The following is a 13466-nucleotide window of genomic DNA, read 5'->3' on the forward strand; positions in this document are numbered from 1 at the left end:
ATGTTAGTGAATGAGAAACAGGTAAAAAACCGTAGATGGACTACGCTGGTGGCGGCATTGAGTGCTGCTATCATGACGCTGGACATCACGGTCGTGAACATCGCACTACCCAAAATAAGTGAAGGATTCCTTACTAATCTCGCACAATTGCAGTGGGTAATTAATGGATATACCCTGAGCTTTGCCGCCTTGTTGCTGCTGGCTGGCGCCATCTCCGACCGGCTGGGACGGCGCCCGATCTTTTTGTGTGGTAACGGATTATTTGTTTTGGCCTCACTGGGCTGCGCCCTGGCACCTACCATCAATGCGCTGATCGTTGCCCGTGTACTCCAGGGCGCTGGCGGTGCCATGGTACTGGGGACTGCGCTGGCGCTGATTGCCAGTGCCTGTGAGGGGGAATCGCCCAAGGTTCGCACCAGCGCGGTGGGATTATTTGCCGCAGGGGGAGCCGTGTCTGCAGCAACTGGCCCCCTGATTGGCGGCATACTGATCCAATGGGCCGGCTGGCCATGGCTATTTGCCATCAACATCCCCGTCGGATTACTGATCATTTTCCTCACCCTGCGCCATGTTGATGAAAAACCCGCACTCGCACCGCGTTATCCTGTCGATGTCGCTGGCGCGGTTTTCGTCACTCTCAGCCTGTTTAGCCTGAACTACGCCGCACTCAACTTTTCATCTGATGCCGCCCCCTTTGTCCACCACGCACTGCTCATCGGCATCACTTCGGCTTTATTGTTTTTATGGATTGAGGCTCAGCGAGGCGATCGCGCCCTGCTGCACTTACGTTTGTTTCGCATCCCTACGTTCCTGGGGGCAATCCTGCTCAGCTTTGCAGGCCGCATTTTCAGTTTTGGCTTACTGCCGTTTATTACGCTTTGGCTGAGCGGCCTGTTGCACTATTCGGCGTGGCACACCGGTTTGATTCTTTTGAGCCAGTCACTGGCGATGGTGGTCGCCGCCGGATTAAGTGGCCCGCTTTCAAGACTGATTCCAGTCCGCGTAGTGCTGGCGATTGGCATGTTCATTGTGGCTCTCGGTCTGACCCTCAGTAGCCATGTGCAAATCCACAGCGACTGGATGGTGATCCTTCCGCTGCTGTTGATGCTGGGTATCGGTGCTGGCTTGACCATGCCGCATCTGATGGACCTCGCTGTTAGTGTTGTTCCTGCACGTCAGGCCGGTGCTGCATCGGGCACTGCAAATACGTTCTTCCCGCTCGGTACCGCCGTGGGTATCGCGTTGTTTGGACTGTTACTCAATCATGTGATCCAGCAAGCTTTGCCGCTTTCCCTGCTAAGTGCCTCAGGTATCAGTCAGCCTGCATCAGTCCTTCAGGCCATCAGCAGCGCGCAGTTTGATGTGCTGAATGCAGTGCCCGAACTGCAGCAACGGGCCTTACAGGCATGGGTAGATGGGTTAAACCTCTTATTCCGCGTTGCCGCCGTTGCAAGCGTCCTCGCCGGTCTGGCGGCACTGTGGTTGATTCGTCCGGTACAACCACAGCCGGAACAGACTCAGGACAGTGCCTGAACCTCCCGTAAGCGTGTCAGTAATCGTGAAAGAAGCGGCTGTGGGTGTTCCCTGAAGTAAAAATGACCACCGCAAAAACAGTCCAGAGTGAAACTGGCGGTTGTCCAGCTCGCCCATCCTTCCGCCTGCTGCTGATCAAGTTCCGGATCTTCGCTGCCCATGAAGGCGGCGATGGGACATGACAGCAGCTGTTTGGAACTCAGCTGCCACTGCTCAATCAATGCATAATCCGCCCGCATCGTAGGCAAAATGAGTTCGCGCATCTCGGGTAGGGTCAACAACACGGGATCGGTACCGTCCAAACGCAGTAACTCATGGCACAGTGCTTCATCATCCTGTTGATGCAAAGAGCCGGGCTGGTGAAACTGTGGCGCCTCACGGGCAGACACCGCCAACAGCTGCGGTGGAGCTAAATCATCGCATTTCAATGCCAGAACCGTTTCATGCGCGACAACGGCCCCCATACTGTGGCCGAAAATAGCCCAGTTTTCGCCAAGATGCGGGGCAATAGCCCGCGAGACTTCACCCACCAGCTCCGGCATCGTCGGGGGAATGGGTTGCTGCCAACGCTCCAGACGACCGGGATAGCAGATCACATTCAATTCAATTTCCGGCGGAAGATGTTCACGCCAGCTGCGATAGAGCCCAGCGTTACCTCCCGCATGCGGCAGACAAAACAGTTGCAACTCAGGCTTAATGTATCCGCTTAATGTTCGTATCCAAGGGGAAGTCAACGCGTTGTCTCCTCTGTGAGTTGCGCTGCTGAAATGAGCTGGGACGTCACTGAATGCGTGGGACGTGCAAGCAATTCGGAAACGCGCCCCTGTTCGACAACCCGCCCGTGCTCGATCACCATGAGTGAACCGCCCAACTGTACAGGAAGGGTCAAGTCATGAGTGACCATTAACAGAGCGATCCCCTGCTGCTGTTGCAATTGTTGCAAAAGCAGGACCAGCTCCATACGCGTCGGCCCATCTACGGCGCTGGTCACTTCATCACACAACAACACGTCAGGGCGGGTAATTAACGCTCTTGCCAATGCCACACGCTGCTGCTGACCGCCGGAGAGTTGCGACGGTTTGCGAGCAAGCAAATGGGGTTCAAGCCCGACCTGCGCCATCACGCTGATGACCCTCTGTTCACACTGTTCAGCACTTAATGTGGGATCGCTGAGACGCAGAGGACGGCGCAGCAGCGCACGCACGCTATAGAACGCATTCAGGGAGCTGGCAGGATTCTGTGCGACATATTGCAACTGCCATTTTTGCGACGGGCTGCGTTGATGAATGCTGAGAGACAGCGGCATGTTATGCAGGCTTAAGGTGCCGCCGGCATCAGGTTGTAAACCTGCCAGGATACGCATAAGAGTGGTTTTACCGCCGCCGGATCGGCCCGCAACGGTCAGCGTCTCACCGCGTCTCAGGGAAAACTGTAATGAAGTCAGCGTCGTGCGTCCGCCATAAGCCGCCCCGACGGCCTCAGCACTCAGGACGACCTGAGCGGAGGAGGCTTGTTGCTCAGGGAGGGCGCAAGGCAACCAGGCATTAAGCAGGCTCTGGCCGGCCTGGGTGCCTGGCGTACGCAAAAATGCCTGAGTGGATTGCTGTTCAACCACCTCCCCCGCTGACATCACCAGAATCCGGTCGGCTATCTGACTCGCCTGCGGTAAATCGTGTGCGACAAACAGTACGCTCATCTGATGTGCGCGCGCAGTGGAGGCGATCCAGTGCATCACCGCCTGGGTACTCAATCCATCCAGAGCGCTGGTCGGCTCATCCATCAGTAGCAAACCAGGATAGCCAAGCATGGCGGCCACTGCCATCACGCGTTGCCGTTGTCCGCCAGAGATTTGATGGGGATAGCGCCGCAAAAAAGCCGCATCATCGGGCAGCCCCAGTTGACGGAAATGAGACGTCACTTGCCGATCGCGTTGAGCATCTGTGAGTCCGCAACGCGCGGCCATCCGTCGTAAAAACGCGCCCAGGGTTTGCGAAGGAACCATGCTCAGACGGGGATCTTGCGGTACAAAGCCAACGTGCCGGGCACGCAGCTTTCGCAATGCTCGGGCATTGATTGAAAAGAGCGGCTGCCCCGCCAGCCATACCTCACCGCGAATGGCAGTTGTGGTGTCGGGAAAGTGGCCCAGTGCCGCACGCAGCAAAGTGCTTTTACCACTGCCTGAAGTACCGACCAGCGCCACAATTTCACCACTTTTTATCTGCAGCGAAACGGTGTTGATCAACGTCTGCTCAGGAAGTTTCACGCTAAGCTGTTGAATATTCAACCTGCTATCAGCAATGCTTTGTGCGTGCGAAAACGAGGCCGCCTGGGGCGCGTTTCTTCTGCGCGAAGAAACAAACAACCCATCCAGACTCAGGTTCAGAGGAATAAGCAGCAGCAGGATGGCAAAGATCGGCGCAAGGGTTGCCCAAGGTTGAAACGATAGCCCCTGACGGTTCTCCATGATCATCAGCCCCCAGTCAGCCAGGGGTTGTTGCGCAGCTAGCCCAAGGAAACTGGCGGTGGCCAAAATAAAAATGGCTGCCAGCAGGCGAAGGCCAATATCTGCACTGAGCAGGGGTAACAGGTTAGGCATGATCTCCCGACAGAGAATCGCTGCCAGTGACTCCCCCCGACAGCGCGCCATGTCGACGTAATCTTGCTGTAATTGTTGCAACGTCGCGGCACGAACCAGACGGAAGATATCGGGCACCATCACCAATATCGCCGCAACCACTGCGGCCGTATAACCGCGCCCGCTAACGGTGACCACCAGTGTCAGTAACAGCAGCCCCGGAATACTGAGCAGGATGTCAGCCAGCACCAACAACATCCGTTCAATCCAGCGTCCTTTCAGCGCCGCAAGCATCCCCACCAGTCCGCCAATCAGCCAGGCCAGTAATACGCTCAGGCAGGCCAGCAATAAGAGTTGTTGACCGCCGCTGAGCAGGCGGCTGAAAACGTCTGCGCCGAGATAATCTGTCCCCATCCACGCCGTTGAATTTGGCGCAGCAAAGGGCATATCACGTATCTCATCGATCGCATAAGGTGCCAGCCAGGGGCCGATAAGACTGATGAATGCCATCAGGCTGAAGAAAACGAATCCTGCATACGGCCGTTTACGCATCGCGCCCTCCCCGGAAAGCTGCGGGGTTAAGCAGCGCGGTCAAGCTATCCGCGAGGAGATTCAGTAACACCGTCAGTGTACACAACACCATCGAGATGCCCATCACCACCGGCGTATCACGCGATAGCGTGGCATTGAGGAGCGACGCTGCCAGGCCTGGCCAGCCAAACAGTGTTTCTGCAACCAGTGCGCCAGCAAACAGATAGGTGATGTAACGTGCCAGGATCGGTAAACAGTGGCCTAATGCTTCGGGCAGGATCCAGTGCAATACCACGCGGTATTCCGCAATTCCATTCAACCGGGCGCATTCACAGGCTGGAGACTGAGAAGCACGCATAACGCCAAGGCGGACCAATTTGATGTTCTGCGCTAACGCGACACTGAGCAGTGTCATTATTGGCAAAATAAACAGTGGCCACTGTGACCACAACGATTGGCCCGGGGAGAGAAGCGAAAGCGCAGGCAGCCAGTGAAGCGTTAACGAAAACACCATCACCAACAGCGTGCCTGTCACAAATTCCGGTAACGCCACGAATCCCAGGGAAAGCAGACTGATGCCCCTGTCGATGACACTGCCTGGATGCAGCCCACAATAGACGCCTAAGCCCAGGGCGATCACCACCAGCAACACGCTGGCGCTGGCCCCTAACGCCAGTGAGCCCCCCCCGCGCTCGCGAATGAGCGTACTTACGGATCGCCCGTTTAAGTAGCTGCTCCCCCAGTCACCGTGCATGACACCCTTGGCCCACTGCAGATAGCGTGCAGCTAAAGGCTGATCAAGACCCAGCTGCGCGCGTAACGCCGTCACCTGCTCGCGGCTCCCCGTCCCCGCCAGACGCTGGCTGGCAGCATCACCTTTAACCAGCGACATGGCACAAAAGATCATCACCGAAAGAAGCCACAAGGTGAAAACCGCCTGCGATGCACGCCATAGCAGGCGTTTAATTAAAACCTGACACTTCATGCTGAACGCAGCCAAGCATCACGCAGCAGCGGATAGTCAAAGAAGCCAGCCGCTTTGACGCCAAACACACCGGGTGCAGAAGCGGCAATAGACGGAATTCTTGCAAAGATCGCGTCACCGCCCTGCTGCCACAGGTAGTGCTGGACATCAGCAACACGCAGGCGTAACGCATCACCGCGTGCCGCCTGCATCGCATTCATCAGAGCGTCAAGTTGCGGCGTAGCCGGGCCGGTGAATGACCATGGAGCCGCATGGCCATAATAGAATGGCAACGCAACGGGCAGCGGCATCGGGCGATAAAGATTGGTTTGTAATGGCGTATTCAGCAGCAGGTTAAAATCGCTGTAGTAATCGGCAGCGGGAACGCGGTCCAGTTGCAGATCAAATCCCGTCCCTTTTACCTGGCGTAACAGTAATGTAGCGCTTTCGGCCGTACCGTATTCGTAGTCGCTGGTGCGTATCTTTGCGGCAACAGAGGGTATACCTGCCTTCTGCAGCAGCGCACGGGCACGTTCAGGATCGTAATGGCGGGTCGGCAGTTCCCCATTGAACCACGGTTGCCCCGCGCCCAGGGCATCATTCGCGACTTCGCCTAATCCCATGGTCACTGCGCGCACCATCGTTTCCCGGTCAATCGCATATTTCAGCGCTTCGACAACCGCGGCGTGATTAAAGGGCGCCTTACCGAGATTCATACTGAATGCCAGATTGCTCATCTCCGATTTCGGGGAGTGCCACAGTTTCACAGCCGGATTAGCTTGCTCTGATCGCGCGGTGAGTAGCGCCATCCCCCCCACATAATCAAACTGCCCCGTTTTCAAACCGTTGAGACGCGCAGTGGTGTCACCGACGCTGTAGAGCTGAATCTCATCCAGCCAGGGACCACCGTTTGCCGCATCCCAATAGTCTGAACGCGCCTGCAGCACACTTTTATCCTGTGACCAGGATTTGAGTGTGTAAGGCCCACTCCCCACTGCCACAGTAAAGTCCTGCGTATTTTCTGGAAAAATAAAGATTGACTGCGCCAGTAATAAATCAAATGAACCCACCGGTTTGTGCAACTGCAATGTCAGTGTGTAATCGTCCTCAAGACGTGATGCCGTCAGGTCGAGCGGCTTCAGCCAGCCACTTTGGCTACCCGGCTGGTTCATCCAGGTACGCAGGCTGAACATCACATCTTTGCTGGTGAGTTGACGACCATCACTGAATGTGACGCCCTGCCGAAGTTTTACGGTCCAGCGTGTCGCATCGTGATTAGGATCTGCAGATTCCATTAGGCGCCATACGATACGTTGGTTGTCTACTTCCGCTAATGAATCCCACACTAAGCGTGCACGTACATAGTCGATATTACTGTTGGTGGATCGCAACACATCGGTAGAATCACTGCTGGAACCTGCGAACGCAGCACGCAGTGTTCCCCCTCGCTGCGGCTTGGGTTCATCCGCCCATGCCAGCGGTAAAAATCCATTACTGAGCGCGATGCCCGCGCCAATACCCATTGTTTTTATCAGCGTTCGTCTGGTTAAACCCTGGTTCATATCCCCGCATCTCCCTTAACGAAATCATTAAATTTCCGCTTCATTAATGATCATATCATATGTTATATCATTACATAGTAATCAACGCTATTGATAATCATTCTCAAAAAAAAGCATTAAGAAAACCTTTTGATTTTTATCAGGCAGAGGATTGTTATGGAACGCACCGCTTCGTATTTGGCAGGAAAAAAAATCACACAACGCACAGTAACGGGCCTTTCACTTTCTTTACTCACCCTCGCGCTGCAAAGTGCCTGGGCGCAGCCGCAGCCGCAGCCGCAGCCGCAGCCGCAGCAGAACAGTTCAACAATAACGGTCATCGCACAAGGTGAGGAATCACATGGCAGCCGGCTTTCGGCAAAAGAAAGCAGCAGCGCAACTAAAACCACGACACCGCTGGTGGAAACGCCGCAATCGGTGTCAGTGATCACCCGTCAGCAGATGAATGACCAAAACTCACGCAGCCTGAACGAAGCACTGCGCTACACCCCAGGCGTAGCGGCCGAGCAATGGGGCGGCGTAACCGCATTTGATCAGTTCACTATTCGCGGGTTTAATTACAGCGACACTGGCTATTCCGATGTGTTTCAGGATGGTTTACGTAATACCAATGGCCTGCTCTTTGGCGTGCAGCAGGCCGACCCTTTCCTTCTGGAACAGATCGATGTCTTACGCGGCCCCGCTTCCGTGCTGTATGGATTGTCAAATCCCGGCGGTGTTATTGCGCTCACCAGCAAATTGCCGACGCATGAAACGATTCGTCATGTGGAAGTTGAAGGTGGCACGCAGAATTACGGACGGGTCGGCCTGGACTTTGGTGGGGCAGTGAATGACAGCGGAAGCGTACTCTACCGCTTCGTCGCTACCGGCCATCTCGCCGACGGCATGCAGCAAGGCACGAAACTCAAAGGCTATGCGCTGGCCCCCTCCATCACCTTTAATCCTGACGATGACAACAGTCTGACGCTTTACTCACGCTTTCAGTACGATCCGGATTTAGGGGTGATCACTTCTCTGCCTGCCTATGGCACGGTGTTCACCAATCCAAATGGCAAACTGCCGCTGGATACTTACCCTGGTGAGCCAAACCACAACACCTTTAGTCGTAAGCAATCAACGGTGGGCTACAGCTACACCCATAGTTTCAGCGAAGACTGGTCCACGGTCTTGAAAGGTCGCTATTTCGGCGAAACGTCCAACTATGATGCGGTGATCATGTCAGGTCTGAACGACGATATGCGCACCATTAGCCGCAACACCGCTGTCTCTGACGAGCATTACAACACGCTCAATTTTGATAATCAGATCCATGGCTTTTTCGATACCGGCGCCTTGAGTCATGAGTTACTGACGGGTGTGAGCGTTGACCATATGCGCGGCCATGCTAACTACGGTAGCGGCAGCGTGTCATCTCTGGATATTTATCATCCTGACTATGGTGTCGCCGAATTTGGCCCAACCGCACTGTGGCAAGATAGTCGCGTCTCATCCACACAAACAGGCGTCTATCTGCAGGATCAAATTGCCTGGCAGCAGTGGCGTACCACGCTGGGTATCCGCCACGACTGGAGCAAAATCATCAACAAAGATTTTCTCTACGGCCAGAATTACGAGCAGCACGATCAGGCCACCACGGGACGCGTCGGCCTGAATTATCTGTTTAACAATGGCATCTCGCCTTATTTCACCTGGGCGCAATCTTTCCAGCCGATTGCCGGTCTTTCTCGCGATCAACAACCCTTTAAACCCAGTCGCGGCGAACTCTATGAGTTTGGCGTGAAGTATCAGCCACCGGGCACCACGACCCTGCTTTCTGCCGCTGTGTACAACCTGACACAGGACAAGAGCCTGAGCACTGACCCGGCGAATTCCGCTTTCCAGACTCAGGGCGGAAAAATTCGTGCACGCGGGCTGGAACTGGAAGCCAAAGGCGCCCTAACCGATCAATTTAGCGTGATCGGCAGCTACACCCTGCAACAGGTGAAATACACCCAGGACACACAAGGCCGCGAAGGCAAAACCCCGTTGCGCGTGCCACGTACATTTGGTGCGCTGTGGCTGGACTGGCAGGCTCCAGCAGGCACAGAGGTTGAGGGTTTAGGCGTCGCTGTGGGGGGGCGTTTCAGCGGCGGCACCAAAGGCGGCACCATGGACAATCAGTTTAACACCGGGGGTTATGGCCTGATGGATGCTTCAATTCGTTATGAGCTCGGCAAACTCGCTCCTTCGTTACGCGGTGGCAAAGTGCAACTGACAGCACAAAACCTGCTGGACCGCAAAGTTGTCGCGGGCTGCTATTCCATCGACACGGGCTGTTTCTGGGGAGCAGGCCGTCAGGTAATTGCCAAATTTAGCTGGGACTTTTGATGTCATTGCCGGCCAGTGCGGCTGGCAATCCTTTTTCGGCAAGGAGAACGATCATGAACGAACGTCAACGTTATAGCGCCTGGAGTGACAATGAGCGTGAACACTATCGACAAAATGGCTATTGGGTCGATCAACCACTGGGCGAACAGTTACGCCAATGGGCAATTCGGCAACCCACCAGCATCGCGCTGGTGGCAGGAAAGCAACGTCTGAGTTACGCCGGGCTGGATAATCTGGCCGATAGACTTGCTGCGGGATTAGCCGCGCGTGGGATTCGCTCACAAGATAATGTGTTGCTGCAGTTGCCAAACTGTATTGGCCTCGTAGCCACGCTGTTCGCTCTGTTCCGTCTCGGCGCACGCCCAATTCTAGCCATGCCCGGCCAGAAAGCGGCAGACATTGATGCCTTGAGCCAACTGGCAGAACCCAAAGCCTGGTTTTATCCTCAGCGCTACCTTGGGCATGACTATCAAATATTGGCATCGGATATGGCGGTTAAACATCCCGGTATGCAGCGCTGGCAGGTGAATATCCATGACGATGCGGACTCACTGATGACAGCGTTCCAGTCCGAGCCCCGGCCTTTACCTGCACCGCATGCTGAAGATATTGCTCTCCTCCTCCTTTCTGGTGGCAGCACCGGTACGCCCAAATTGATACCACGCACGCACGCCGATTACTTTTACAACGCACGTCGCATGGCGGAGATCTGCCAGCTTTCCAGCCAAAGTGTGTATCTGGCGACGTTGGCTGTGGCACACAACTTCACCCTCTCCTGCCCGGGAGTGCTGGGCACGCTATTCTCAGGCGGCAAAGTGGTGCTGGCGCAAACATCAGGCTGCGATGAAGTGTTCCCTCTCATTGAGCAGGAGAAAGTCACTTTCACTGCACTGGTGCCACCGCTTGTCACCCTGTGGCTGGAGTGTCGGGCATGGGACGAAAGCGACCTCTCCAGCTTGCAGTTCATTCAGGTAGGGGGAGCGCGGTTGGATAGTCAACTGGCAACAAAAGTCAAACCCGCCTTTGACTGTCAGCTCCAGCAAGTTTTCGGTATGGCTGAGGGACTGATTTGTTGCACGCGGCTTGATGATAGCGATGACGTGATTTTACACACTCAGGGTCGGCCGATTTCAGATGCGGACCAAATAAGAGTGGTGGATCAGGATGGATTGCCCGTAGGAACCGAGGCCTCCGGCGAACTGCTTACCCGCGGCCCCTATACTATCGGCGGCTATTATCGCGCTGAAGCGCAAAATCTGCAGGCGTTCACACCGGATCATTTTTACCGTTCTGGTGACCTGGTGCGCCTGACCGATGGGGGCAACTTCGTCGTGGAAGGTCGGCTCAAAGAGCAAATTAATCGTGCCGGTGAGAAGATGGGTTGCGCAGAGATTGAGTCATTTATCGCTAATCACCCTGATGTGGCAAGCTGCGTCGTAATTGGTGTTGAGGATGCACGTCTGGGTGAACGTATCTGTGTCTGTTTACCGGGTGATACCCACCTGACGCTGGCTGGTTTACGTGGCTACCTGCAGCAACAAGGCGTCAGCAATAATAAACTGCCTGACCAGTTATTGCCCGTTAAGCGTTGGCCATTAACCGCCGTTGGCAAGATCGATAAGCGTCAGTTGGCGAATATTGCCGCGCTTGCCCTGGACAGCAGCGAGTCCAGGCATACCCTCATCCTGCAGACTGACCCGCTCGATGTCATTTACCACTTGCTGAAGAACGAATCTGATTGTCACATTGCCTATGAGCGCGACGGATGCTGGGATATTGGAATAGGCAGTCAGGTAAAAATCTCACTGTATGTTGAACGTGCTGAACTTACCCTGCCCAACGCCGTGGAAAAAAGCTGGCAAGGTGGCAGCTGGCAGACAAATCTGCAACAGGCGCTGGATGCGATACCCTTTAGCGACTGGCAGGCTTATGGTGTGAGCCATTTCGAGTTTTCACACCTGATACACGATGTGCGGCCAAAACACTTGCCTGAGGCAACTCCCCTGTTGACCCTCTTTATCCCGCGCGTGCAAATCAAATTAAAGCCGGGGGAAGCACAACTGATCTCGTCTTCTGATCAGGATTTATCGCAACTGATGAAGCGTGTTCAGGCGGCGGATCGTGTTGCAGTGTTTCCAGAACCTGATGTTCAATGGCAAGCTTCAATCGCCAAACAGATTCACGAACAGGATGCGCACGACTATTGCCAGCGCGTTGCCCTGGCCGTGGAAGAAATTCAGCGCGGTGAATATCAGAAAATTATCCTTTCTCGTCGAATAACCCTTGCCGATCCAGTCGATTTATTGGCCAGCTATCACGTTGGCCGCCGATTCAATACCCCGGCGCGTTCGTTTGTTGCCCGATTGAACGACGATCACTTCATTGGGTTTAGCCCTGAGACGGTGGTTGAAGTCTCCGGCTCTGGCGCGGTCAGCACTCAACCACTGGCCGGCACGCGAGCACTTACCGCTGACGAGGCCGAAAATCGGCGATTGCGCGAAGTGCTCAGTAACGATACGAAAGAAATTGCTGAGCATGCGGTGTCCGTCAAGCTCGCCATTGAAGAACTGATCCCCCTATGTGAGCGCCATTCAACCCACGTCAGTGATTTTATGCATGTCTCACTGCGCGGCAGTGTGCAGCATCTGGCCTCTCGGGTAAAAGGACAACTTCGCAAAGAGTTCGATGCCTGGGATGCCTTTGGCGCACTGTTTCCCGCAGTAACCGCTTCGGGGATACCTAAGCGCCCGGCGATAGAAGCGATTCAGCGGCTGGAACCGGTCTCACGCGGTGCCTATAGCGGCAGCGTGTTCATGGTCAATAGCCAGGGTGAAAAAGATGCGGCGCTGGTGCTGCGCTCGCTTTATCAGCATGATCGTGGAGTGGCCTTACAGGCTGGTGCGGGGATTATTGACCAATCATTGCCTGACAGGGAACTGGAAGAGACCATCGAAAAATTACAGTCGGTTAGCCGTTTTATTATTCCTCAGTAAGGTTTGCTCGTGATGAAGGGCCTATGCGGCTCTTCATCAAAAAACTAAAGAGCGATTTCGCGGAAGATGATTTCGGCCTCCAGACGTGTTCATTCAATCGCTGGTCGACGTGAGGCATGAAAGATAAAAGCTGTTTCATGTGCCACCGCACGGGTGCAGTCAACTCTGCAGGCGTGCTAAGGCTTCACCGCCCTGTGCGCAATATCTAGAATGTGCGCGCCATTAATGCGCATCTGTTCTATCATGAGACAATCCTGTCTGCTTAACATGGGGTCTAAGAACCTTAAGAGAGCTTATGCAGGAAGGAGTGGACAAAAGTCACAAGGTTCAGCGGTCAATGCTATTCGTACTAGGCACCAGACGCTCGACATCCTCACGCTCATAACTTTTGATGATCGCCATGTATGATTGCTCCAACTCTTCACCCGGACAAAAGCGGTTGTGTATCGCTATCGCACAGCACTGAACAAAGTCAGAAAAGACTTTGTACCGGTGATGATAGCGTGCCGTTTGGCCAAAGAGGCCGAGGAATTGTAGTGGCACAGTAAATTTGGCCACCTAATTAAAGGTGATATTCTCACCTCAACCTGAAACAGGTGACTTAATACGCCAAGCATGGAACCAGAGTCGGGGCTCTGCTGGCGCACGCACTGCGGCGGCCGACGGTCGTCAGTCCCCGGATACGCGTCCTACCTGGCGACGAGCTCCGCTTGAACGCATGCTGATATTGCTTGATAGCAAACCGATCCCGGACAATCGCGAAGATGCTACTCGCCGTCTTGGCGATCATATCCATTCAAAAGGAGCAGTACCTACTATGAGGATGATATGTTCGCAATCAGGTACCTTCAGAAAGGAACGGCGCACATCATTTTCAAACGCCACGGCTTGGTTCACAATAGTCGCAAAGCACTACCCGAATATGCTGGCTAAGTGATACT

General features: G+C 54.7%; 6 protein-coding genes and 3 pseudogenes. 5 read left to right on the plus strand and 4 right to left on the minus strand.

The window, feature by feature from the left end; all coding sequences use genetic code 11:
- Positions 1 to 1533, plus strand: a complete 1533-nt coding sequence (locus ACJ8IL_RS03935; protein WP_173890012.1) for an MFS transporter — start codon at positions 1 to 3, stop codon at positions 1531 to 1533.
- On the opposite strand, the gene ACJ8IL_RS03940 is transcribed toward ACJ8IL_RS03935, so the two are convergent.
- The 4 genes from ACJ8IL_RS03940 to ACJ8IL_RS03955 are packed head-to-tail and all read right to left on the minus strand — an operon-like array spanning position 1518 to position 7165.
- Positions 1518 to 2267 (minus strand): thioesterase II family protein, encoded by a 750-nt coding sequence (locus ACJ8IL_RS03940; RefSeq protein WP_173890014.1) that lies wholly within the window; start codon positions 2265 to 2267, stop codon positions 1518 to 1520. The two genes, ACJ8IL_RS03935 and ACJ8IL_RS03940, sit on opposite strands and share 16 nt — an antisense overlap.
- Positions 2264 to 4660, minus strand: a complete 2397-nt coding sequence (locus ACJ8IL_RS03945) for an ABC transporter ATP-binding protein/permease (protein ID WP_173890016.1) — start codon at positions 4658 to 4660, stop codon at positions 2264 to 2266. The genes ACJ8IL_RS03940 and ACJ8IL_RS03945 overlap by 4 nt, the downstream gene beginning before the upstream one ends.
- The gene (locus ACJ8IL_RS03950; protein ID WP_173890019.1) at positions 4653 to 5624 is read right to left on the minus strand and encodes an ABC transporter permease; all 972 of its coding nucleotides are present in this window, start codon (positions 5622 to 5624) and stop codon (positions 4653 to 4655) included. The genes ACJ8IL_RS03945 and ACJ8IL_RS03950 overlap by 8 nt, the downstream gene beginning before the upstream one ends.
- On the minus strand, positions 5621 to 7165 hold the full coding sequence (locus ACJ8IL_RS03955; protein WP_173890021.1) for an ABC transporter substrate-binding protein: 1545 nt from the start codon (positions 7163 to 7165) through the stop codon (positions 5621 to 5623). The genes ACJ8IL_RS03950 and ACJ8IL_RS03955 overlap by 4 nt, the downstream gene beginning before the upstream one ends.
- 156 nt (positions 7166 to 7321) lie before the next feature.
- Between ACJ8IL_RS03955 and ACJ8IL_RS03960 the strand changes: the two genes are divergently transcribed.
- The 4 genes and pseudogenes from ACJ8IL_RS03960 to ACJ8IL_RS03975 all read left to right on the plus strand — a co-directional run.
- Positions 7322 to 9532 (plus strand): TonB-dependent siderophore receptor, encoded by a 2211-nt coding sequence (locus tag ACJ8IL_RS03960; protein WP_197781617.1) that lies wholly within the window; start codon positions 7322 to 7324, stop codon positions 9530 to 9532.
- A gap of 137 nt (positions 9533 to 9669) precedes the next feature.
- Positions 9670 to 11190, plus strand: a pseudogene (locus ACJ8IL_RS03965) ((2,3-dihydroxybenzoyl)adenylate synthase); the annotation flags it as partial.
- Positions 11191 to 11265: 75 nt separating this feature from the next.
- A pseudogene (locus ACJ8IL_RS03970) lies at positions 11266 to 12525 on the plus strand (salicylate synthase); the annotation flags it as partial.
- Between the two features lie 697 nt (positions 12526 to 13222).
- Positions 13223 to 13462, plus strand: a pseudogene (locus ACJ8IL_RS03975) (DUF4942 domain-containing protein); the annotation flags it as partial.
- Positions 13463 to 13466 lie beyond the last annotated feature (4 nt).

This window comes from Serratia sp. CY47444, from assembly GCF_052168635.1.
GTDB lineage: Bacteria > Pseudomonadota > Gammaproteobacteria > Enterobacterales > Enterobacteriaceae > Serratia > Serratia bockelmannii.

Bases quoted from the DNA above. Each gene is read 5' to 3' on its own strand.
- ACJ8IL_RS03935 (WP_173890012.1), top strand. From the start codon at position 1: ATGTTAGTGAATGAGAAACAGGTAAAAAACCGTAGATGGACTACGCTG.
- ACJ8IL_RS03945 (WP_173890016.1), bottom strand. From the start codon at position 4,660: ATGCGTAAACGGCCGTATGCAGGATTCGTTTTCTTCAGCCTGATGGCA.
- ACJ8IL_RS03950 (WP_173890019.1), bottom strand. From the start codon at position 5,624: ATGAAGTGTCAGGTTTTAATTAAACGCCTGCTATGGCGTGCATCGCAG.
- ACJ8IL_RS03955 (WP_173890021.1), bottom strand. From the start codon at position 7,165: ATGAACCAGGGTTTAACCAGACGAACGCTGATAAAAACAATGGGTATT.
- ACJ8IL_RS03960 (WP_197781617.1), top strand. From the start codon at position 7,322: ATGGAACGCACCGCTTCGTATTTGGCAGGAAAAAAAATCACACAACGC.